The sequence below is a fragment of the Huaxiibacter chinensis genome (assembly GCF_022171985.1).
In the GTDB taxonomy this organism is placed as follows: Bacteria; Pseudomonadota; Gammaproteobacteria; order Enterobacterales; family Enterobacteriaceae; genus Enterobacter; species Enterobacter chinensis_A.
On the sequence record NZ_JAJVHF010000003.1, the window covers coordinates 505,206 to 528,104 of the forward strand.

Sequence of the window (22,899 nt, forward strand, 5' to 3'; positions counted from 1 at the left end):
TTTGTAAAGGTTTTGAAAACTTTAACAGCACATTGCGTTAATGGAAGTGTAGTTAAAAAAACAGCGAAGCGGGAGATGGAATGAAAGAAGGGCTCCACTTTTTAACAAATAATGATTACTATTCTCATCAATAAACAGACAGAGCCATGACTTTGTCGACAGGAAGCGATGTCAGTAGTCCTCACATTTTATATAAAGGGAGTTTGTTATGTCATTACGTCATCTGTGCTCACCGCGTCTGCGCGGATCTCTGCTGCTGGGTTCTTTACTGGTAGCGAGTACGTTCAATGTTCAGGCAGCGGAAGAGATGCTGCGCAAAGCGGTTGGCAAAGGCGCGTATGAAATGGCCGTCAGCCAGCAGGATAATGTGCTGTGGGTCGCGACATCTCAAAGCCGCAAAATCGATAAAGGCGGTGTCGTTTATCGTCTGGACCCGGTTACGCTGGAAGTGACTCAGGCGATTCACAACGACTTAAAACCGTTTGGTGCGACCTTCAATAACGCAACGCAGACGCTGTGGCTGGGCAATACAACCAGTAGTGCCGTGACGGCCATTGATGCCAAAACCGGCGAGGTGAAAGGGCGTCTGATACTGGACGATCGCAAACGCAGCGAAACCGTTAAGCCGCTGCAGCCCCGTGAACTGGTGGCGGACGACAGCACAAATACCGTTTATATCACCGGCGTGGGTAAAGAGAGCGTGATTTGGGTCGTCGACGGCAACACGCTACGGCTCAAAGAGACTATCGCCAACACGGGCACCTACAGTACGGGTCTGGCGCTCGATGCCCAGGCGAAACGTCTGTACACCACCAATGCAGATGGCGAACTGGTGATCATCGACACGGCGACGCATAAAATTCTGAGCCGTAAAAAAGTGCAGGATGACGGTAAGGAGCATTTCTACCTTAACCTCAGTCTGGATACCGCCGGTCAGCGCGCCTTTATTACCGATTCCAAACAGCCTGAAGTGCTGGTGGTGAACCTGAAGGACGGAAAGGTCATTGAAAAGATCGCAGCGCCAGAATCGCTGGCCGTGCTGTTTAACCCGGCGCGCAACGAAGCGTATGTTACCCATCGTGAAGCGGGCAAGGTAAGCGTGATCGACACCAAAACGTATAAAGTTACCCGCACTTTCGATACGCCGACCTATCCAAACAGTCTGGCGCTTTCTGAAGACGGAAAAACCCTGTACGTATCGGTTAAGCAGAAATCGACACGTCAGCAAGAGGCCACCCAGCCGGATGACGTGATTCGTATCGTGCTGTAACGGAGAAGCACTTTCCGGCGCAGCCCGCGCCTGGTGCAATGAAAAAGGGAAGGCATGTTGCCTTCCCTTTTTTGTGCCTGACATCGCAGGCGTCATCTTAACGCTATGACTCTTTAATCAGCGAGCCGTCATGCTTTTCATCATCAGGATGAACCGGTGCGGTACTGTGGATTTCGCTCACGCGCTTACGCACGCCAAACCAGCCCGCAATCAGCAGCACCGCCAGCAAAGGAATGGTGGCGATAGTATAAGTGCCGTTAGGATAATCAAACGCCATCAGCACCAGCACGCTGAACAGGAACAGCAGCGTTAACCAGGAGGTGACCGGTGCGCCCGGCATTTTAAAGCTCACGTCCGCCGCTTTGCCCTCTTTGATTGCTTTGCGAAGACGCATCTGGCACACCACAATAAAGGCCCATGACGCGATAATGCCCAGCGCGGCGACGTTGAGAACGATCTCAAAGACCTGCGAAGGCACCAGATAGTTCAGGAACACGCCAAACACGTAGACCACCAGCGTGGCCAGAATACCGGCATAAGGCACCTGTTGCTTACTCATCTTCGACATGAATTTCGGCGCGGAACCGCCCATCGACATGGAGCGCAGAATACGACCGGTACTGTACAGGCCAGAGTTGAGACTGGAGAGCGCCGCCGTCAGGACCACGATATTCATGATGCTGCCCACGTAAGGCACGCCCAGCTTCGAGAAGAAGGTGACAAACGGGCTTTGACCCGCCTGATAGGCATTCCATGGCAGCAACAGCACCAGCAGGACGACCGAGCCCACGTAAAACAGACCAATACGCCAAATTACGCTGTTAATGGCTTTAGGCACCATGGTCTGCGGATCTTTACATTCACCTGCCGCTGTACCCACCAGTTCGATAGAGGCAAAGGCAAACACCACCCCCTGAACCAGAACCAGGGCAGGCAGCAGACCATGCGGGAAGAATCCGCCATTATCCGTGATGAGGTGGAAGCCGGTAGCGTTGCCATCCAGCGGTTTTCCACTGCCCAGGAAAACGGTGCCCACCACGAGGAAGATCACAATGGCCAGCACTTTGACCAGCGCGAACCAGAATTCCATTTCTGCGAACCACTTCACACCAATCATGTTCATGGTGCCGACAATCGCCAGAGCGCCAAGCGCAAATACCCACTGTGGCACATCGCCAAATGCGCCCCAGTAATGCATATAGAGCGCCACGGCGGTGATATCCACAATGCCGGTCATCGCCCAGTTGACGAAATACATCCAGCCCGCCACGTACGCGGCTTTTTCACCAAGGAATTCACGGGCATAAGAAACAAAACTGCCGCTCGAAGGGCGGTGTAAAACCAGCTCGCCAAGCGCACGCAGGATGAAGAAAGAGAAAATCCCGCACACCGCATAGACCAGCGCGAGCGCCGGGCCCGCCATCTGCAGACGCGCGCCTGCGCCTAAAAACAGCCCCGTACCGATTGCGCCGCCGATGGCGATCATCTGCACCTGACGGTTGCCCATCGCTTTCTGATACCCCTCTTCATGGGAGTTCAACCAGCGACGTTTCGCAGCGTGATGATCGGCTGCGCTTTTATTGCTTGTTTTCATTACGTTACCCGTTTACCTGTCTGAATCATCTGTGAGATGCCCGTACCCGGCAGTTTGCAAACCAAACGATTGCTTCTGCGCTGTTATATGCCGCCTTTCCAGTCATTCTGCGTATGGATAAGGCAAAACATGGCGAAGCATCCTACCTGCATTCGATAAGTGACGCAAAAGAATCGTTGCACTCTGCAATTAATGAATATGTCTCATAAGCACAAGCGGTTATGCGCCATAGTTTTCATGAAATTTAGCCTCTACAGTCAGTGGAATGAATCAGTCATGACGAGGTGAAAGAGGCAACTGCGACAAAGAGGGCACCACGAAGCGCCATCGTCTGGAAGAGGTTATGGCATCAGTGAATGTGACGTTGTCACTTAATACGACCGCTCGCAAAAACCGGGCGCTTGAATCCAGTGGTATTGTTGGCGAGCGTTATCCGAAACATCTTTTGTCGCGTGTCGGCAAGTCAGTTAACCCGCCCGTAATGCTTCGAGCAGCAGGGTAAAGGCGGCGGTGTGCTGACGTCGTCCGGGATAATAGAGGTGATAGCCGTCAAAAGGGGGACACCACGCCTCCAGCACCCTGACAAGCTGGCCCTCCGCCAGCGCTGCCTCTACCGTGTCATCCGGCACGTAAGCCAAACCTAACCCTGCCACGGCGGCGTCTATCCGCTGCGGCAGGTTATTCAGCGTTAACTGGCCTTCAACACGTACCCGCAGTTCGCGTCCGTCCTTTTCAAATTCCCAGGCATAAAGTCCGCCGCGCGTCGGCAGACGCATGTTGATGCAGCGATGGTGCTGAAGTTGCTCGGGGGTTTCGGGGACCCCATACCGTGAAAAATAGTCGGGGGAGCCGACTACCGCCATGCGCATATCAGGGGCAATGCGCACTGCAATCATGTCTTTAGCAATCTGTTCCCCCAGGCGCACGCCCGCATCAAAACGACCGTCCACAATGTCGGTCAAACCGTTGTCCACGGTCACTTCAACATGAATATCAGGATACGTTGCCATAAAGGGCTTCAGCACGGGCCACAGTATGGCTGACATCGCGTGCTCACCCGCCGTGATCCGGATATTGCCGGCAGGGGTGTCGCGCATGTCTCGCAGCGCCGCCAGCTCCTGTTCTATCTCCAGCAGGTGCGGACTTAGCCGCGTAAAAAGCTGCTCACCGGCTTCGGTCGGGGCGACACTTCGGGTCGTACGCGTCAATAAACGCATGCCGAGCCGGGCTTCAAGATGGCGCATCGCGTGGCTCAATGCCGACTGAGACACGCCCAGCTGGGCGGCTGCGCGGGTAAAGCTGCGCTCGCGGGCCACCACCATAAACGACAGCAGATCGTTAAAATTATCTTTCAGCATGGGGAGACTCCGCATTAATGAATTCTATTCATGGTTCCATTCTGATTATGCAGTCTAATGCTGACCTCCTGTTTGCGCTACTGTTAACGCAACAGCAAAAGAGGAGTTCGAAATGAAAATTATACGTAGCGGTTCATTACCTTCAGTGCGTGGGCCGGAAGCATGGTTCAGCGGCACCGTACGCATCGATGCCCCGTTCCAGGCTACCGAACCGGCTGCCGTCGGTGGCGCCACGGTGACCTTTGAGCCAGGCGCTCGGACGGCATGGCATACCCATCCACTGGGGCAAACACTGATTGTGACGCAGGGGCGTGGCTGGTTGCAGGAGTGGGATAAAGAGGCACAGGTGTTAAACCAGGGCGATATTGCGTGGATCCCACCGGGTGTCAAACACTGGCACGGCGCCTGCTCAGAAACGGCGATGACCCATATTGCCATCGCTGAATCTGTGAACGGTAGCCCGGTTGACTGGCTGGAAAAGGTGACAGACGAACAGTACAGGGTGGCTAACCGCTGAACACCGCAATGGCCTGTTGCAGACGCGTAGTGCGTTGCGTCAGGTGCGTGGCGGCGCTGGTGACGTTATCGACCATGGCGGTGTTGTTGTGCGTCATCACGCCAATACGCGAGATCGACGCGTTTATCAGGGTGAGCGCCTGGGTCTGCTCCTGTGTTGCATGGCCGATCTCCTTAATCAGCGATGACATTTGCAGTACATTGCCGACCATGGCGGTCAGGTGGGTTTCAGTTTGTTCCACCATATTGACCCCGGCGTTCACGCTGGCGACATTTTTCTCGATAAGCGTTTTGATCTCTTTTGCGGCTGAAGCAGAGTGCTGTGCCAGATTGCGCACCTCAGCCGCCACCACGGCAAATCCACGTCCTGCTTCCCCGGCCCGGGCTGCCTCCACCGCCGCGTTGAGTGCCAGGATGTTCGTCTGAAAGGCAATGCGATCGATAACGCCAATGATGTCGACAATCTGGCTATTGTCTTTCGACACCGACTGCATCATACCAATCGTTTTCTGCATGATGGCTTCACCGTGACGCGCGCTGTCACTGGTGCGGTCCGCCATACCGATCGCTTCTGCGGCGGTGTCGGCGGTTTGTTGTACGGCGCTGGCGATCTCCTCGACGGCGGCCGCAGTTTGCTGTAAATCGCTTGCCGTCTCTTCGGAACGCGCCTGCAAGGACGTGCCTTCTTTGGCGACCTGCTGGCTGATTTGACGGATCCCCGTTATTTGTGCACCGACATCGTCCACCAGCGACTGCAAATTTAATCCCGATTGATTAACCAGCCGCATCATCATGCCGATTTCATCCACCCGATCGAAATGTTCATAGCCGGTTTTACGACCGGATACCACATGCTGCATTTTCCGCATAACCGCGTTGATAGGGCGGCTGATTTGATGATGTAGAAAAATCTGCAATAAACAGAAAATACCGATTAACGCCCCGCCCATCATCACCCCTTTGGGTAACAGAAACGTGACCAGAAGGGTGAGGAGTGCCGCAGTGAAAATAGCGTAATTAACTCTTTTTGCCGTGCTGAGACGTTTAAAAAGAGAAAGAAAAGAGAAAATACCTCGATGAACAACCAGACCTTTATAAAATCGATGATGTTTTAATTCATTATTTCTGACACGTTGATAAAGGGTTTCACTGGCCTCGATCTCGTCTCTTTGCGGAACGTGGCGAACTGAGATATAGCCGGTCAAAATGTCATTCTGATAAACGGGCGTCACGTTTGCCCGTACCCAGTAGTGATCGCCATTAGCGCGGCGATTCTTTACCAGACCTGTCCAGCTCTGGCCTTGCTGCAGCGTGTACCACATATCTCCAAAGGCTTCTGCGGGCATGTCAGGATGGCGGATCAGATTATGCGGTTCGCCGAGTAGATGCTCTTCTTTATAACCGCTGGCTTCGATAAAAGCCGAGTTGGCGTATGAAATGTGGCTGTGAATATTTGTGGTCGACATCAACGTCGCACCGTCGTTAAGAAAATACTCGTTTTGTGTAACGGGAGTGTTATTTCTCATGAAAAATTCCATGCTGTTTTTAAAAACATAAGAAGCCGCCCGAAAAATGTTCAGGCATGGCAAAATAAATACGGTGTTATTACTGACTGCGCATTCTTCCATAAAAATGGGGCAATAAAGAAGAACCCGAATTAATTATTTTTTTAAAAGTTGTCCCTCCCTGCAATAAAAATCAAATCTGATACGTTCGCCAAAAACAGCACCCAGGCGATCGCTTGACTTAAGCCAAATATAAAGTGAAACATCACCCCCTGTCATAAACAGAGGTATCGAATCGCTGTTTATGACAGGGGGTGTCACGCGCGCTGCCGGCCCCTTGGTTAACCCGTGAATATATGCCGCACTGAGGGGCATTTCTGATTTATGGGAAACTAAATGTAAATTAATTGTTTCTCAGAGGTGAAATCGCCCTTTAATAATGGCGACATGTTTAGCCTAACGAGAATACAACATGTCCTGGCGAATCAGCATTCTGGATAAAAGTCCCGTAGCGGACAACGAAACCGCCGCCGATGCGCTGGCGCGGACCTTGAGCCTGGCGAAACAGGCAGAGGCGCTGGGGTATCATCGATTCTGGATTGCCGAACATCACAATACTTCGCAGCTTGCCAGCCCGTCACCTGAGCTGCTTATCGCGTGGATCCTGGGCCAGACAAAACAGATTCGGGTCGGCTCCGGCGGCGTGATGCTGCAACACTACAGCCCCTATAAGGTGGCGGAAAACTTCAACGTGCTGGCGGCCATTGCCCCGGGCCGCGTGGATTTAGGGGTGGGGAAAGCGCCGGGGGGGTTACCGCTGTCGACGCGGGCATTGCAGCAGGGGCAGCATTCCGGGGAGAAGGGCAGCTTCGCGGAGCAACTTACCCAACTGAACGGCTGGTTAACGCCGTCTGAGGATGAATTACGCGCAACGCCACAGCCCGCCATACCGGCACAGGGTTTTTTACTGGGTGCCAGCACGGAAAGTGCGCTGCTGGCCGCATCCCTGAACTGGAATTTCGTTTTTGCGGCGCACCTCAACGGCGATCCGGCGCTACTGCGTGAGGTCATCACAACCTGGCGGGCCAACAGTGCCCGCGAGACGATCGTTGCGGTGCAGGCCGTTGTTGCGCCGACGAAGTCGGAAGCCGAGGCGCTGGCACAAAAGGTGGAAGTGTGGGGCGTAGAGCTGGAAAACGGACAGCGCGTTACCGTCGCCAGCGAGGAACAAGCGTATGCCTTTGCGCGTCAGGCTGGGAGTGAGCCTGTGCGGATTGCTCGTCGGGCGCAATCATTGCTGGCTGGAACCGCAGAGGTTGTCGTCGACAGGCTCAATACCCTGCACGAAACCTGGGGTATTGATGAGTTCATTATTGATACACCGATGGCGAAGGGGGATGCCCGGGTCCGGTCACTGCGCCTGCTCGCTGAGGCAAAACGGGCCGCGGAGGTGCGGGTATGAGCTTCGGCCAACAGCTGATCGACTGGCGTCGCGAGCTGCATGAACATCCTGAACTTTCTGGGGAAGAGGTGCAGACGACGGCACGTTTACGCCAGTGGCTGACCGCAGCGGATATCCGGGTGCTGCCTTACGATTTGCCCACCGGCGTGGTGGCGGAAATTGGTTCAGGCCTTAAGCAGATTGCGCTGCGTGCCGATATTGATGCTCTTCCGATAGTGGAGCGCAGTGGGGTCACGTTTAGCTCGCAAAATCCTGGCGTGATGCACGCCTGCGGGCACGATATCCATACCAGCGTCATGCTGGGCGCCGCACTCCGGTTAAAAGACCGCGAAGCCGTATTGCCGGGGCGCGTGCGCCTGCTTTTCCAGCCCGCAGAAGAGAATTTTGGCGGGGCAAAAACCCTGGTACGCGCAGGGGCGCTGAAGGACATCAGCGCCATTTTTGGTATGCACAATGAACCCGGTTTACCGGTGGGTGCTTTTGCCACCCGTGGCGGCCCGTTTTACGCCAATGTCGATCGTTTTGTCATTCGCGTCACTGGAAAAGGCGCTCATGCCGCGCGTCCTCATGAAGGCACGGATGCGATAGTCATCACCAGTCAACTGGTGACGGCGCTTCAGAGCGTCGCGAGCCGTAACGTCAATACGCTTGATTCCGTGGTTCTGAGCGTTACGCGCATAACGGGAGGTAACACCTGGAATGTGCTCCCGGAAAACGTCGAACTGGAAGGCACGCTGCGTACGCATCGGACCGAGGTTCAGCAACAGGTAAAAGGGCGCGTCCAGGAGATTGCCGCCGGTTTTGCCAGTGCCTTTAACGCACAGATCGATATCACCTGGTATGCGGGGCCAACCGCCTTAGTCAATGACGAACGGTGGGCCGACTTCGCCAGCGCCGTAGCGCGTGAAACAGGGTACGAAACCCGGCATGCGGAACTGCACATGGGGGGCGAAGATTTTGCCGTCTATCTGCAGCATATACCCGGCGCGTTCGTCAGCATCGGGAGTGCCAGTCCGTTTGGTTTACACCATCCAGCCTTCAATCCTGACGAGGCCCTCATCGAGCCCGCCGCCCGCTATTTTGCCCGGCTGGCCGAAAAAGCATTACAGCAACTCTAACGTTCAGAGGTAACTATGTCTGCAACACGACAACTGCATTTGGGAACCATTTTGCACGGTGCGTCCGGGAATATGTCGGCCTGGCGTCACCCCGCGGCGGTCGCCGACGCGAGCATTAATTTTGCGTTTGTTAAGGAGACAGCGCGTAAAGCGGAGGAGGGGAAACTGGATTTTCTGTTTGTCGCCGACGGACTGTATATCAATGAAAAATCCCTCCCCCATTTTCTCAATCGCTTCGAGCCGCTGACGGTTTTGTCTGCGCTGGCGAGCCTGACCACGCGCCTGGGTCTGGTCGGGACGTTGTCGACTTCCTATAGCGAGCCGTTCACCGTGGCGCGCCAGTTCGCCAGCCTCGATCACCTGAGCCAGGGGCGCGCTGGGTGGAATGTGGTGACCTCGCCGCTGGAAGGTTCGGCTAAAAATTTCTCACGAGAGAAACATCCTGAACACGCGCTGCGCTACCGGATAGCCGACGAATACCTGGACGTGGTGAAAGGGCTGTGGGATTCGTGGGAAGAGGATGCGTTTGTGCGCAATAAAGAGAGTGGTCAGTTCTTCGATCCACAAAAATTACATCCGCTCGATCATCGGGGTGATTTTTTCCAGGTGGCCGGGCCGTTGAATATTGGCCGTACACCGCAGGGGCGTCCGATTGTTTTTCAGGCTGGCGCATCGGACGACGGTAAAAAATTAGCGGCGAAACATGCAGATGCTATCTTCACCCATCATGAGACCCTGGAGGATGCCAAAGCGTTTTATCGCGATGTGAAGCAGCAGCTGGAGAGCCACGGTCGTCGGGCCGATGCGTTAAAGATATTCCAGGGGGTGAGCGTCATTGTTGGTAACGATGCGGCAGATGTTGAGCAGCAATACCAGACCACCGCCGCGCTCGTCTCCATCAAGGACGCGCTTAATTATCTGGGCCGCTATTTTGAGCATCACGATTTCAGTCAGTATCCGCTCGACGCACCTTTCCCGGATGTCGGGGACTTAGGGCAAAACAGTTTCCGTAGCACAACCGATGAAATTAAACGTCATGCCCGTGAACGGCAACTCACGCTGCGCCAGGTCGCCCTGGAAGCCGCATCCCCGCGCCCGCGCTTTTCCGGCACGCCACAGGAGGTGGCTGACGGGATGCAAGCGTGGTTTGACGCCTGTGCCGCAGACGGTTTCATTATTCAGGGCGGCACGCCGGACACGTTCCCGCGCTTTGTCGACACGGTGATCCCGATATTGCAGGCGCGCGGTCTGTTCCGTACCGATTATCCGGGCACCACGCTGCGTGAAAGCCTGGGGCTGGACCTGCCTCAAAATCAATACACACAACAATAAGAGACACCCGCTATGCAGAAATCATCGCTTGTTCTGGCGCTCACGCTCGCCTTTGCCCCGGCTGTCTGGGCAGAAAATGTCAACATCAACGGCACGGGGGTGAGTCTTGAGGCCAATAAAACCCCCATCAATACCGTGAAAAATAGCGCAGCGGTCGCGCAGTTACCCAGGGATTATCGCTTTGCGCACCCGGGCAAATTGACCGTTGCGGTGGCGGCGCTGAACTCCCCGCCGTTAACCGTGTTTTCGGATGACAATAAAACGTTGCTGGGCAGCGAGGTGGATGTTGCCCGGCTGGTTGCGGATAGCCTGGGGCTGGAGCTGAACGTGGTGCCCACCTCGTGGGAAGACTGGCCGCTGGGCGTTGCCTCCGGTAAATACGACGCCGCCATCAGCAACATCACGGTGACCAAAGAGCGCAAAGCGAAATTTGATTTTGCGACTTACCGTAAAGACTCGCTGGGTTTTTATGTGAAATCGACCAGCCCGATCGCCCACATCGACAAGGCTGAAGACATTGCTGGCCTGCGGATTATTGTCGGTTCTGGCACCAATCAGGAGGCGATACTCCTGGCGTGGAATGCTGAAAACCTCAAGAAAGGTCTGAAGCCTTTTACCCCGGTGTATACCAAAGACGATGCCGCGCAAACCCTGGCAATTCAGTCCGGACGCGCGGACGCTTTTTTCGGTCCTAACGTCATTGGGGCGTGGAAAGCGGCGCTGACCGGTAAAACCAAATTGGTGGGCAGCGTCGACGGTGGCTGGCCAAAGGCCGCGCATATTGCTGTGACCGTGAAAAAGGGCAGTGGACTGGCTGAGCCTGTACAGACGGCGCTCAACGGCGTCATTCAAAACGGGGATTACGACAAAGTCCTCAACCGTTGGGGAGAAGGCGTAGAGCGTATCCCGCATTCAGAACTGAATCCTGCCGGGCTCGGCGACTAAGGAGATCCCATGAACGATCTTTATCGCGACGTCTCCCCCGACGATGCGTTGTTGCAACCCATACTCGACGGGTTGTTTGGTGAGTATGCGTCGCGCTATGGCGATTACTTTTCAAAAGATGCCGAAGTGGAGCAGACGGAATGGTATCTGCCGCCACAAGGGTTATTCATTGTGCTGGAGCGCGAGGGCGACATCATTGCCACCGGCGCTTATAAACCCCGCGATGAACACACCGCAGAGATCAAACGTATCTGGACTCAGAAAACGCTGCGTCAGCAGGGACTGGCGGCGCGAATAGTACAGGAGCTGGAGCGCAGGGCGGTCCTCGCAGGTTATAACCAGATGTACCTCACTACCGGTTTTCGGCAGCCGGAGGCGGTCAGGCTTTATCTCAGCCAGGGCTACACGCCGCAGTTTGACCTGGAAAGAGATCCGGAAGAGTACAGCCAGCCGCCCTATGACGGACGGTTGCGTTTCACCAAAACGCTGGTGCGTGAAGCGTTCAGCAAAACGGCATGAGGAGCGACGATGAACAACATTGAAATCATCAAAGTGGTCCCGGCGCGCTACCCATGGCGGACCGTCGGGGCCGTTGTGGCGCTGTTTGTACTGGCCGTGGTCATTCAATCGGTGGCCTTTAATCCACGCTGGGAGTGGGGCGTGTTTGCCCGCTGGTTTTTTGATCCGGTGATTCTTGAAGGGCTGGGGCAAACGCTGCTGCTGACCCTTATCGCCACGCTGCTCAGCGTCGTCTTTGGCGGGATTCTGGCGCTGGCCAGACTGTCCTCGTCGTGGTTACTGAGCGGGCTGGCATTTGGTTATATCTGGCTGTTCCGTTCGCTACCGCTGATTGTGGTACTGATCATTCTCTATAACTTCTCTTATCTCTACGACACGCTCTCGCTCGGCGTGCCCTTTACCACTTTGACATGGGGAAGCTTCGAGACCATTAACGTGCTCGGACAGTTTTCTACCGCAGTGGTAGGGCTGACGCTGGTGCAAAGCGCCTATACCGCCGAGATCGTTCGCGGCGGATTTTTAGGGGTCGACCACGGTCAGTATGAAGCCGCCGCCGCGCTGGGTTTACCGGCAGGGCGCCGCACCGTGCGTATCATCCTGCCGCAGGCATTACGCACGATTTTGCCTGCCGGATTTAACGAAATCATCAGCCTGGCAAAGGGAACGGCGATGGTTTACGTGCTGGCGATGCCGGAACTGTTCTACACCATTCAGATGATTTACAACCGCACGCAGGAAGTGATCCCGTTGCTGATGGTGGGCGCAGTCTGGTATCTGGTTATCACTACTCTGCTGTCAATTGTGCAGCATAGCGTTGAGCGCGCCCTGGCCCGCAGTGAACGCCGCTCGGCGGTGAATACCGCCCGTACGACCCATCGTACCCGTGACGTCACCCCAACACAGGAGCCTGTCCATGTCAGCCTCTCCTGAAGGACATATTTCTATTACTGGCGTCAGCAAATCTTTCGGACGTCATAAAGCGCTGGATAACGTCTCGCTTGAGATCCCCCCAGGTTCGGTCACCGTCATTCTGGGGCCGTCCGGTTCGGGCAAATCTACGCTGCTGCGCACCATTAATCATCTGGAGCGCGTTGACGAGGGGTTTATCCAGATTGATGGTGATTACATTGGCTATCGCCGCCAGGGCAACACGCTTTATGAACTGAAAGAGAAAGAGATCCTGAAGCAGCGTATCAACGTGGGCTATGTTTTCCAGAACTTCAACCTGTTTCCGCACCTTACGGTGCTTGAGAACCTGATTGAAGCGCCCATAGCGCATAAAAAACTGAGCCGGAAAGCGGCGGTAGAACGAGCCTACGGACTGCTTGACGTCGTGGGTTTACGAGATAAAGCCGATGCCTGGTCTCGTCATCTTTCCGGTGGACAGCAGCAGCGTATCGCCATCGCCCGTGCCCTGGCCTTACGCCCACGGGTTATGCTGTTTGACGAACCCACCTCAGCGCTGGATCCGGAGCTGGTCGGGGAGGTTCTCGACGTGATCAAAAAGCTGGCCCGATCCGGCACCACGCTGGTGGTCGTTACGCATGAAATTGGCTTCGCCCGCGAAGTGGCCGATCAGGTGGTCTTTATGGTGGACGGAAAAATCGTCGAGCAGGGCAGCAGCGATGATGTGCTCAATCGGCCATCGCATGCGCGAACGCGCCAGTTTTTATCAAAGGTATTGTAGGAGTGCGCATGAAATATGGATTACTGGCGCTGATCGGCGTCGCGACGGCCGGTCATGCCAGCCTGGGTTTACACGCAAACGAGCAGCCGCTGCCCGTCACGCAGGATCCGCACGCGATCGCGGCGATCCCAAAGGATTATCGCTTTGTCGAGCCGGGGACGCTGACGGTGGCGATTTCTGCTCTGAACTCTCCGCCGCTGGCGCTGCTTGCCAGCGATAACCGCACGCGGATCGGCAGTGACCCGGATATTGCCCGTTTGCTGGCCGGGAGTCTTGGTTTAAAGCTTAAGCTGGTGCCCACGGCCTGGGAAGACTGGCCGCTGGGCATCAGTGCCGGACGTTATGATGTCGCCCTGGTGAATATTGCCGTGACCGAACAACGCAAAGAAAAGTTTGATTTCGCCACCTATCGCGTCGACTCACTGGCTTTTTCGGTGAAATCCACCAGTAAGACTGAGCGCATTGAGCGTGCGGCGGACCTGTCGGGCAAAAAGGTCATTGTCGGTTCCGGAACCAACCAGGAGCGGATTTTACTCGGCTGGAATGAGGAAAATAAACAAGCCGGACGCGAGCCTGCGCTGCCGGTCTATCTGACGGATGACGCCTCGGGGAATCTGTATATTCAGTCTGGCAGGGCAGATGTGTTCTTTGGACCCCAGTCGGTGTCGGCTTACAAAGCCGCACTGACCGGTAAAACCCGCGTTGTGGGCCTGGGGCCGAAGAAGGCGTTTGTCGCCACCACCACAAAAAAAGGAAATGGCCTTGTTTACGCCCTTCAGGCGGCAATCAATGGCGCGATAAAGCGTGGTGAATACCAGTCCGTGCTCGCGCGATGGGGCGAGCAAGGCGAGGCGGTCTCCGGGTCGCAGGTCAACCCGCCCGGGATAACCTACTGACGCTGCTCTATACTTAACCTTTTATGCGTATGGAGGCAGGATGATTAAAGTCTATGGCGTCCCTGGCTGGGGTTCGGTCATCAGCGAATTGATGCTCACGCTGGCTGATATCCCGTATCAGTTTATCAATGTGGACGGGTTTGATCGGCCCGGCCCACAGCGCGATCTGCTGCAAAACCTGAACCCTTTATGTCAGGTTCCTACGCTGGAGCTGGAGGATGGCACTGTCATGACCGAATCGGCGGCGATCGCGCTGATGGTACTGGACCGCTGCCCGCATCTTGCACCGCCCGTGGGGAGCCCTGAACGACTGCAATTTCAACGCTTGCTTATCTGGTTTGTCGCTAACGTCTATCCCACGTTCACCTACGCGGATTATCCTGAACGCTGGGCGCCCGATGCCCCGGAACAGTTAAAGCAAAACTGCATTGAGTACCGTAAATCACTCTATCTCTGGCTGGATAACCATCTGCAGGCGACACCGTATGCGCTGGGCAAAACGCTGACGCTGATTGATGTTTATCTTGTCGTGATCCGCACCTGGGGCCCGCGCCAGGAATGGTTTTCTGCCCATACGCCAAATATCACCGCCATCGCGGATGCGGTCTGCCAGCGGCCCGAACTGCACAAGGTGTTAAAAGCTAACGAAATAATCTGATACGTTTACAGTCTCAATGACTACAGGAAGCCTGCACATGCCACACGTCGATATTAAAAGTTTTCCCCGCGATTTTAATGAAGAGCAAAAAAACGCGTTAGCCGCAGATATTGCTGAGGTAATCGTTCGCCATTTCAACAGTAAAGACGGCTCGGTTTCGGTCGCGCTACAGCAGGTCCAGCAGGAAGACTGGAAAGCGCAGGTCTGGGATACCGAGATAGGCCCGAAGCTGGACACGCTCATTAAAAAGCCGGGCTATTCAATGTAACGCCGAATGCGGTTACGCCGCCTGACGATTAAGCAGGCGGCATGACCCGCAGCAGGGCGTCTAACAGCCCCGGGAAACGGGCATCTAAATCTTCTCTTCGCAACGAAATGATATTTTCACGTCCCTGAGGACGCTGCCAGATCACGCCGCTATCACGCAACACCCGCCAGTGATGGGTCATGGACGATTTCGCCATCGCCTCTGGCCGAAGCGCGTTACAGCTCAGTTCACATCCTCCGGCAAGCTGACGGACAATCGCCAGCCGTAGCGGGTGCCCGAGGGCAAAAAGCACATTTTCCAGCAGGATCTGTTCAGGTTCAGGATGATTCGGCGTCATGGTGTTCCTGGCTAAGCCATCAGGTTGAGCTATACCAATGATAGCTCTGATCTTAAAAAATAGTTCGAATATACTCGTACAATAGGACTATTATAGCAAACGAACACGAAGGCGACCATCCTGGTCGTCACTCTCATGTCAAACTGACTAAGGACGCATCATGCCCCGACCCATCCCCCTCGACCGTTATCGCAACATCGGTATCTCCGCGCATATCGATGCCGGTAAAACGACAACCACCGAGCGCATCCTGTTTTACACCGGGATGAGCCACAAATTAGGTGAAGTTCACGATGGCGCGGCAACAACTGACTGGATGGCGCAGGAGCAAGAGCGCGGAATTACTATCACCTCTGCCGCGGTGAGCTGCTTCTGGCCAGGTATGGACAGAAGCTTTGAACCGCACCGGATCAATATTATCGACACCCCCGGGCACGTGGATTTTACCATTGAAGTCGAACGCTCCATGCGCGTGCTGGACGGGGCGGTCATGGTGTATGACTCCGTAGGCGGCGTGCAGCCGCAATCGGAAACCGTCTGGCGTCAGGCCAATAAATACCATGTTCCGCGACTGGCCTTCGTGAACAAAATGGACCGGCCCGGTGCTGATTTCTTCCGCGTGGTGCAGATGATGCATGACCGTCTGAAGGCAAATCCTGTACCGATCGTCATCCCGATCGGTGCGGAAGAGCACTTCATCGGGGTGGTGGACTTGATCAAAATGCGCGCCATTTTGTGGGACGACGCGACGCAGGGGATGACGTTCAGCTATGCCCCCGTGCCCGACGACCAGATGGCGACCGCGCGGGAATGGCGCGAAAAAATGGTCTCTGCCGCAGCCGAAGCCAGCGAAGCGCTGATGGACAGTTATCTGGAAACGGGCGATCTCAGTGAAGCCGATATTATGTCGGGTTTACGTTCGCGCACCATCGCCGGTGAAATTCAGCCGATGCTGTGCGGCAGCGCATTCAAAAACAAAGGCGTACAGCGCATGCTGGATGCCGTGATTGAGCTGATGCCATCACCGCTGGATGTTCCCGCCATTGATGGCGTGGATGAAAAAGGGCAACCCGCCGAGCGTCATCCGAATGATGATGAACCTTTCTCGGCGCTGGCCTTTAAGCTGATGACCGATCCGTATGTGGGCCAGCTAACCTTTATCCGCGTCTATTCCGGCGTGCTGAAAAAAGGTGACGCGGTTTACAACCCGGTGAAAGGCAAAAAAGAGCGTATCGGACGCATTGTGTTAATGCATGCCAACGATCGTCACGAGGTGGATGAGCTGAGAGCGGGAGATATCGCGGCCTGTGTGGGGTTGAAAGATGTCACCACCGGGGACACTTTGTGCGATCCGGCGGCGGTCATAACGCTTGAGCGCATGGAATTCCCCGATCCGGTGATTTCGCTCGCTATCGAGCCAAAAACCAAGGCCGATCAGGAAAAAATGGGCATCGCATTGCACCGTCTGGCTGCCGAAGATCCGTCGTTCCGGCTGCATACTGACGACGAGTCCGGTCAAACGATCATTTCCGGGATGGGGGAGCTTCACCTGGAGATCATCGTCGACCGCATGAAGCGTGAATTCGGCGTCGAAGCAAACATCGGCCGACCACAGGTCACCTATCGTGAAACGCTGCGTAAAGCGGTGAAAGACATTGAAGGGAAATTTGTGCGTCAGTCTGGCGGCAAAGGACAGTATGGTCACGTTGTCCTGAGTCTGGAGCCGCTTGAGCCGGGCAGTGGTTTTGTCTTTGAGGATGCGACGAAAGGGGGCGTGGTACCGCGTGAATACATTCCTTCGGTGGAAAAAGGTCTTCGTGAAGCGATGAATAACGGCGTGCTGGCCGGGTATCCGGTGGTGGATGTCAAAGCCACGCTGACGTTTGGCTCTTATCATGACGTCGATTCATCGGAAATGGCATTCCGCATGGCGGCTATCTTTGGGTTCAAAGAGGGCGCCCGCAAAGCCGACCCGGCGATACTGGAGCCCGTTATGCATGTTGAGGTAGAAACGCCTGAAGAGTACGCCGGCAACATCATGGGCGATCTCTCGTCGCGTCGCGGTATGGTTCAGGGCATGGAGGAGCGGTTTGGTAGCCAGATTATTCGCGCCGATGTTCCGCTAGCCGAAATGTTTGGCTACGCCACGACGCTGCGCTCGATGTCGCAAGGCCGGGCAACCTACAGCATGGAGTTCCACCATTTCGCGGAAGCCCCGCGCAACGTGGCGGATGAAATTATTGCTGGTCGAGCAAAAGGTTAAACATCCTGACAAATCCCTCTCTCGTTGAGAGAGGGATTTTTTTACTCTCATCCCAAAGCAATCGACTATTCCGGTGCTTTGACCTGCTTACCGCTGGTCACAAACGTGCCTGCGCCTAAATGATGCAGCGTATTAAGCTTATCTCCGTCAAACTGCCAGCGTCCCGCGACAAACGCGCGCTCATCCGCTGAGGCCGAGACAACCTCGCCAAATAAAGTGTCATATTTTTCCGCCGCTGACGTTGCGGGCAATAAACGACACTCCATCCACGCCAGACATTTCTCTTCAACGACCGGCAAGCCTAACACCGGGCCGTTGATGACCGGAATTCCATAACAGTTGAATTTGTCTTCATCGCGCCCGCTGATGCTGCCGACAGCGTAGGTCCAGTTGGTGGCCGACACGCCCGGGATCACGATGCCGAACATGCCGCTGCGCTCAATAAGCTCCCGTGACCAGGTGCTTTTATCCACCACGATGGCGAGACGGGGTGGTTCAAACTCAACGGGCATGGACCAGGCGGCAGCCATGATGTTGCGTCTGCCAATGTGATTATCGCGGCTGGTGATAAGCACGGTTGGGCCATGGTTTAACAGACGGCTGGCGTGTTTTAAGTCGACAGGGCGGAAGTGGCTCATGCGGGGATCCTCAGCAGGGGAATAGGGGCATTAAACGACTGAATCTGCCAGGAAATCAAGGCGCAATATTTCTGTCATGAACCCGTCATGTTGGCTCCCTAGAGTGTCGAACACTAAATCCCAAAGAGGATAACAAGATGTTCACCTCCATCTCGCTCAACGGCGTGTCGTACGCCTTTGGGGCGAACACGGTTTTAAATCAAATCGATCTCCATATTGATGCGGGTAGCGTGGTTGCGCTGCTTGGCCCGTCAGGCTGCGGGAAAAGTACGCTGCTGCGTCTGCTTGCCGGGCTTACGCCCCCCGCGCGGGGCGACATTCACTTTGGTGAACGCCTGGTCGCTAAAGCGGGCTGGTCGCTGCCGCCTGAGTCTCGCGATATCGGTATGGTCTTCCAGGATTACGCGTTATGGCCGCACATGACGGTGGCGCAGAACGTGGCGTTCCCGTTGAAGATGCGCCATGTCTCCCGTCATGAAAGTGAACAGCGGGTCGCCCAGGCTCTGACCCGGGTGGGCCTGAGCGAATTTGCTCACCGCAAACCTGCCGGATTATCCGGGGGGCAACAGCAACGGGTGGCGCTGGCCCGCGCGATTGTCGCCGAACCACGCGTTCTGCTGTTCGATGAACCGCTTTCTAATCTGGATAGCGATCTGCGCGAATCTCTGTGTCAGGAGATGGCCACCCTGTTGCGCCAGCTCGGCACGACTGCCGTTTATGTTACCCACGATCGCCGGGAGGCTGAAATTCTGGCCGATCGTATCGTGCATCTGTCTGCTGGCAGCATCGCTGCCGATCGTTTGATTTCATCCACAGGAGCGTTCGCATGAAAAGATCATTGTCCATCCAAAAAGGAGTTCTGCTCGCAATGGCGTTATCTTCCGTCATGATGTCCAGCGCCCACGCGCTTACCGTTTATACTGCCGGCCCCGGCTCTCTGGCTAAAAATCTGGCCAACGGATTTGAAAAGAAAAGCGGCGTTAAGGTCGCTATTTTCCAGGCGACAACCGGCAAGGTAATGGCGCGACTGGAGGCGGAGCAAGCTAACCCGCAGGCGGATATTTTGATTTCAGCCTCGTGGGATACGGCTGAAGATCTCCACAATCGTGGCTGGTTACTGCCTTATCAAAGTCCCAATGCGGCAAACGTGCCGGATGAACTGAAATCTGCCGATTATGTGGCGCAGGGGATCTCCGCGCTGGGCATTGTGTGGAATACCAAAAGCGGTACCCCCGAGCCAAAAGAGTGGCAGGACCTGACCACGGCAGCCTTTAAGGACAAGGTCACCACGCCTGACCCGGCGCTTTCCGGGGCGTCACTGGATCTGCTTATCGGGCTGCAAAACGGCATGGGTGATAACGCCTGGTCACTTTTCGATAAGCTGAAACAGAACGGCATGGTCGTCAGTGGTCCGAATGCGCAGGCGGTCACGCCGGTGATGCAGGGGGCGAAAGCGGCGGTCTTTGGCGCGGTTGACTATGTCTCCTACGGCAATATCCATCAGGGCGAATCCCTGAAGGTGATCTTCCCGGCAAGCGGGACGGTAATCGCGCCGCGTCCGATGATGATCCTTAAATCAACGCAGCAGGCTGACGAGGCAAAAGCCTTTGTGGATTATGTCCTTTCGCCGGAAGGCCAGGCGATGGTAGCCGATGCCTGGCTGATGCCCGCCCGGGATGATGTTAAAGCCAAACGTCCGCTGCTTAATGAGCTGAAAATCCTGCCAACCAAAAGTGACGGCAACAGCGAACGCAGCGATATCCTGAAGCGCTTTAATACGCTTTTCTCTCTGTAAACGACTCGGGCGGGGTAACCCCCCGTCTTCTGGACTTTCGCGTGAATCAACGATTATTGTCCCTGATGACGCTTGCGCTGCTGGTGATTCTGGTGGCGCTGCCGCTGGCATTCATCCTGCTGCAGGCGGTATTTCCGCAGTTCAGCGCCGGATCGCTTGCCGGTGCGTTTGCTGGCCTGCCTGCGCTGTTGGCCGAGCCCCAATTGCCCACGATGCTCGGGGGAACCGTGCAGATTGCGCTTGGCGTGGCACTGGTGAGCGCATTGCTTGGCTTTCTGCCTGGCGTGGCACGGGGGTTATTAACACTGCCGTTCCCTCGCTTATGGGATGTGCTGTTTTTAATTCCATTTTTAACGCCGCCTTATATTGCTGCGCTTTCCTGGATGCTGGTTCTGCAAACCAACGGCTACTTGCAGCAGTTGACCGGTATAAACCTCAACGACCTGCTGTTCAGCAAATACGGAATTGTGCTGGTGATGTCGTTAAACATCTTCCCGGTAATCTATTTCGCGGTATCACGCAGCCTGCTGGCGAGCGGGCAACGTCTGGCGCTTGTGGCACGGGTACACGGTGCCAGCGCGGGCAGGGCCTTCTGGCATATTACGTTGCCCTTGCTTTCTCCGTCACTGGCGGCCGGCATGCTGCTGGCGTTTACCCTGGCGATTGAAGAGTTTGGCGTGCCCGCGGCGCTCGGAACACGCGCGGGCGTGTTGATGCTGACGACCGATATCGAGAAAAAACTGGCCGACTGGCCGGTCGATCTTTCCGGGGCTTCCATGCTCTCAATCGTTCTGGTGGCGATTGCGCTGAGCGCCTGGTGGTTGCAGAAAAAACTCACCGGTCACCAGGATGTTACCAGTATTACCGGAAAGCCGACGGAAAACAGCGGGGCAGACGCCGGAGGCTGGCTGGTGCCGGTTGTCGCGGTGATGGGGCTGATTGGGTTCATTGCTGTGATCTTGCCCGGGGTGTCAATGATCCTCTCCGGGGTGCTTGGCACCTTATCCGGCGGGGTGAACCTGAGTAACTTCACTTTATCGCACTATACGGCACTCTTAAGTCAGCAAGGCGACGCGCTCAGCGCGCTCGGAACAAGCCTTTCGCTGGCCCTCGGCACCGCCTGTATTACGGGCCTGGTAGGACTATTTGTCTCCTGGCTGGTGGTCATGCAAAAGATAAAAGGGCGTGCCGTTCTCGATGCGCTCTCACTGATGCCCGCCGCTTTACCCGGCATTGTCGTCGGGGTCGGGTTAATTTTGTTGTGGAATCGCTCATTCTGGCCGATCTCCCCCTATAACACCTGGATGATGTTACTGCTGTCGTACTGTTGCCTTCTCCTTCCGTGGCCCGTGCGGTATGTGGGCAGCGCGCTGCGCCAGCTTGGCTGCAATCTGGAGTCGGCGGCACGGGTGCACGGCGCATCGGCATTCCAGGCGCTGCGTTATATCGTATTGCCGCTGGTGTCTCCGGCGCTGCTGGCGGCGATGCTGATGGTGTTTGCGATCGCCTCGCGTGAGCTGGTGACCTCTCTGCTACTGGCGCCCGCAGGTACCCAGACCGTCTCTGTTTTTATCTGGCGGCAGTTCGAGCAGGGTTCCATAGGCCAGGGTATGGCGATGGCAACGCTCACGTTACTTACGGGGCTCGTATTGATGCTGTCAGCGCTGGGAATTATGCAGCGCGGTACGCGCGATTAAAAAAGCACTTTTGCGCCAGTGGCGGGCTGAAAATAGGTTATAAAAAGGGGACATCACTTTAAGGAATCTGACGATGTCCCCATTTTTGAGCGCCTATTTTAACCGTATCGGCTGGCAACAACCCGCAACTGTCGACATCGACACGCTGCGAGCCTTGCATCTGCACCACAACTGTTCCATTCCGTTTGAGAACATCGACGTTGTGTTACCCCGGGAAATCCAGCTTGATGATCAGAGCGTGGAAGACAAACTCGTCACTGCGCGACGGGGCGGTTACTGCTTTGAGCAAAACGGCCTTTTCGAGCGCGCGCTGCGTGAGACAGGTTTTCAGGTTCGCAGCGTTCTGGGTAGGGTGATTCTGGCTAATCCACCCCAGATGCCACCCCGTACGCACCGTCTTTTGCTGGTGGAACTCAACGGCGAGCGCTGGATTGCCGACGTCGGTTTTGGCGGGCAGACGCTGACGGCGCCGATCAGGTTGATCGCCGGGGAAGAGCAGGCGACGCCGCACGGGTTATACCGTCTGATGAATGAAGGTAACGACTGGGTGCTTCAGTTCCAGCACCACGATCACTGGCAGTCGATGTACCACTTCGATTTGACCACGCAGTACTTCACCGATTACGTAATGGGCAACTTCTGGTCGGCCCATTGGCCACAATCGCATTTTCGTCATCATCTGCTGATGTGTCGCCACCTGCCTGACGGCGGCAAGCTGACGCTGACCAATTTAAGCTTCACCCACTGGAATAGAGGCCACGTCGAAGAGCAGACCCATTTGCCGGATGCAGAGGCGCTTTATCAGATTATGCAGGAGAGATTTGGCCTGGGGGTTGACGATCCGAAGCACGGCTTTACGCTTGCCGAACTCACGGCGGTCATGGCGGGGTTTGATACCCATCCGCAGGCGGGCAAATAAGACCCGTGCGGGCTGATGCCCTCACCCCGGCCCTCTCCCACAGGGAGAGGGAGAAAAAATGTTCATCAGCGGCGTGAGCGCACTAGCCCCGGTGCGGCTGGCGTGACTTGCCGGGTAAGGCG

The 22,899-nt window shown here is 55.7% G+C and carries 22 protein-coding genes; 17 read left to right on the forward strand and 5 right to left on the reverse strand.

Features of this window, described 5'->3' with window-relative positions:
* Window positions 1-208 precede the first annotated feature (208 nt).
* A complete protein-coding gene (gene yncE / locus LZP96_RS11330; RefSeq protein ID WP_064326213.1) occupies window positions 209-1,270 on the forward strand; it encodes a 7-bladed beta-propeller protein YncE in 1,062 nt (353 codons plus the stop codon).
* A gap of 103 nt (window positions 1,271-1,373) precedes the next feature.
* Here yncE and ansP read toward each other — a convergent pair whose 3' ends face one another.
* Window positions 1,374-2,864: an L-asparagine permease gene (ansP, locus tag LZP96_RS11335; RefSeq protein ID WP_064326212.1), complete on the reverse strand. Its 1,491-nt coding sequence runs from the start codon at window positions 2,862-2,864 to the stop codon at window positions 1,374-1,376.
* Between the two features lie 467 nt (window positions 2,865-3,331).
* Window positions 3,332-4,222 carry a LysR family transcriptional regulator gene (locus LZP96_RS11340; protein ID WP_064326211.1) on the reverse strand — a complete coding sequence of 297 codons (891 nt, stop codon included), beginning with the start codon at window positions 4,220-4,222 and terminating at the stop codon, window positions 3,332-3,334.
* 112 nt (window positions 4,223-4,334) lie between these two features.
* Between LZP96_RS11340 and LZP96_RS11345 the strand changes: the two genes are divergently transcribed.
* A complete protein-coding gene (locus LZP96_RS11345) occupies window positions 4,335-4,739 on the forward strand; it encodes a (R)-mandelonitrile lyase (RefSeq protein WP_064326210.1) in 405 nt (134 codons plus the stop codon).
* Here the strand turns inward: LZP96_RS11345 and LZP96_RS11350 are convergent.
* Window positions 4,729-6,264: a methyl-accepting chemotaxis protein gene (locus tag LZP96_RS11350; protein WP_064328134.1), complete on the reverse strand. Its 1,536-nt coding sequence runs from the start codon at window positions 6,262-6,264 to the stop codon at window positions 4,729-4,731. The two genes, LZP96_RS11345 and LZP96_RS11350, sit on opposite strands and share 11 nt — an antisense overlap.
* 451 nt (window positions 6,265-6,715) lie before the next feature.
* Here LZP96_RS11350 and LZP96_RS11355 point away from each other — a divergent pair, with 451 nt between their 5' ends.
* The 10 genes from LZP96_RS11355 to pptA are packed head-to-tail and all read left to right on the forward strand — an operon-like array spanning window position 6,716 to window position 15,128.
* Entirely contained in the window at window positions 6,716-7,705 is a 990-nt protein-coding gene (locus tag LZP96_RS11355) for an LLM class flavin-dependent oxidoreductase (RefSeq protein ID WP_064326209.1), read from the forward strand.
* Window positions 7,702-8,823, forward strand: coding sequence for a M20 peptidase aminoacylase family protein (locus LZP96_RS11360; RefSeq protein WP_064326208.1), 1,122 nt, complete (start codon window positions 7,702-7,704; stop codon window positions 8,821-8,823). Before LZP96_RS11355 ends, LZP96_RS11360 begins: the two co-directional genes overlap by 4 nt.
* A 15-nt stretch (window positions 8,824-8,838) precedes the next feature.
* A complete protein-coding gene (locus tag LZP96_RS24330) occupies window positions 8,839-10,155 on the forward strand; it encodes an LLM class flavin-dependent oxidoreductase (RefSeq protein WP_064326207.1) in 1,317 nt (438 codons plus the stop codon).
* Between the two features lie 12 nt (window positions 10,156-10,167).
* The gene (locus tag LZP96_RS24335; protein ID WP_064326206.1) at window positions 10,168-11,100 is read left to right on the forward strand and encodes an ABC transporter substrate-binding protein; all 933 of its coding nucleotides are present in this window, start codon (window positions 10,168-10,170) and stop codon (window positions 11,098-11,100) included.
* 9 nt (window positions 11,101-11,109) lie between these two features.
* Window positions 11,110-11,619 carry a GNAT family N-acetyltransferase gene (locus LZP96_RS11370; protein ID WP_064326205.1) on the forward strand — a complete coding sequence of 170 codons (510 nt, stop codon included), beginning with the start codon at window positions 11,110-11,112 and terminating at the stop codon, window positions 11,617-11,619.
* Window positions 11,620-11,628: 9 nt separating this feature from the next.
* Window positions 11,629-12,549, forward strand: a complete 921-nt coding sequence (locus tag LZP96_RS11375; protein ID WP_064326204.1) for an amino acid ABC transporter permease — start codon at window positions 11,629-11,631, stop codon at window positions 12,547-12,549.
* Window positions 12,533-13,306, forward strand: a complete 774-nt coding sequence (locus LZP96_RS11380) for an amino acid ABC transporter ATP-binding protein (protein WP_064326203.1) — start codon at window positions 12,533-12,535, stop codon at window positions 13,304-13,306. The genes LZP96_RS11375 and LZP96_RS11380 overlap by 17 nt, the downstream gene beginning before the upstream one ends.
* 8 nt (window positions 13,307-13,314) lie before the next feature.
* Window positions 13,315-14,202: a transporter substrate-binding domain-containing protein gene (locus tag LZP96_RS11385; protein ID WP_064328133.1), complete on the forward strand. Its 888-nt coding sequence runs from the start codon at window positions 13,315-13,317 to the stop codon at window positions 14,200-14,202.
* A 40-nt stretch (window positions 14,203-14,242) separates the two neighbouring features.
* Window positions 14,243-14,860 (forward strand): glutathione S-transferase family protein, encoded by a 618-nt coding sequence (locus LZP96_RS11390; RefSeq protein ID WP_064326202.1) that lies wholly within the window; start codon window positions 14,243-14,245, stop codon window positions 14,858-14,860.
* A gap of 37 nt (window positions 14,861-14,897) precedes the next feature.
* Window positions 14,898-15,128 carry a tautomerase PptA gene (gene pptA / locus LZP96_RS11395; RefSeq protein ID WP_064326201.1) on the forward strand — a complete coding sequence of 77 codons (231 nt, stop codon included), beginning with the start codon at window positions 14,898-14,900 and terminating at the stop codon, window positions 15,126-15,128.
* A gap of 28 nt (window positions 15,129-15,156) precedes the next feature.
* Here pptA and LZP96_RS11400 read toward each other — a convergent pair whose 3' ends face one another.
* The gene (locus LZP96_RS11400; protein WP_064326200.1) at window positions 15,157-15,465 is read right to left on the reverse strand and encodes an ArsR/SmtB family transcription factor; all 309 of its coding nucleotides are present in this window, start codon (window positions 15,463-15,465) and stop codon (window positions 15,157-15,159) included.
* Between the two features lie 160 nt (window positions 15,466-15,625).
* On the opposite strand from LZP96_RS11400, the gene fusA reads away from it, so the two are divergent.
* Window positions 15,626-17,728, forward strand: a complete 2,103-nt coding sequence (gene fusA / locus LZP96_RS11405) for an elongation factor G (RefSeq protein ID WP_064326199.1) — start codon at window positions 15,626-15,628, stop codon at window positions 17,726-17,728.
* Window positions 17,729-17,793: 65 nt separating this feature from the next.
* On the opposite strand, the gene LZP96_RS11410 is transcribed toward fusA, so the two are convergent.
* Complete coding sequence (locus LZP96_RS11410) at window positions 17,794-18,366, reverse strand: flavin reductase family protein (protein WP_064326198.1); 573 nt, start codon at window positions 18,364-18,366, stop codon at window positions 17,794-17,796.
* A gap of 137 nt (window positions 18,367-18,503) precedes the next feature.
* On the opposite strand from LZP96_RS11410, the gene LZP96_RS11415 reads away from it, so the two are divergent.
* The 4 genes from LZP96_RS11415 to nhoA all read left to right on the forward strand — a co-directional run bounded on the left by LZP96_RS11415 (window position 18,504) and on the right by nhoA (window position 22,777).
* Window positions 18,504-19,196: an ABC transporter ATP-binding protein gene (locus LZP96_RS11415; RefSeq protein WP_064326197.1), complete on the forward strand. Its 693-nt coding sequence runs from the start codon at window positions 18,504-18,506 to the stop codon at window positions 19,194-19,196.
* Window positions 19,193-20,161 carry an ABC transporter substrate-binding protein gene (locus LZP96_RS11420; protein WP_064326196.1) on the forward strand — a complete coding sequence of 323 codons (969 nt, stop codon included), beginning with the start codon at window positions 19,193-19,195 and terminating at the stop codon, window positions 20,159-20,161. The genes LZP96_RS11415 and LZP96_RS11420 overlap by 4 nt, the downstream gene beginning before the upstream one ends.
* A 41-nt stretch (window positions 20,162-20,202) precedes the next feature.
* Window positions 20,203-21,858: an ABC transporter permease gene (locus LZP96_RS11425; protein ID WP_064326195.1), complete on the forward strand. Its 1,656-nt coding sequence runs from the start codon at window positions 20,203-20,205 to the stop codon at window positions 21,856-21,858.
* A gap of 73 nt (window positions 21,859-21,931) precedes the next feature.
* Window positions 21,932-22,777, forward strand: a complete 846-nt coding sequence (gene nhoA, locus LZP96_RS11430; protein ID WP_064326194.1) for an N-hydroxyarylamine O-acetyltransferase — start codon at window positions 21,932-21,934, stop codon at window positions 22,775-22,777.
* Window positions 22,778-22,899 lie beyond the last annotated feature (122 nt).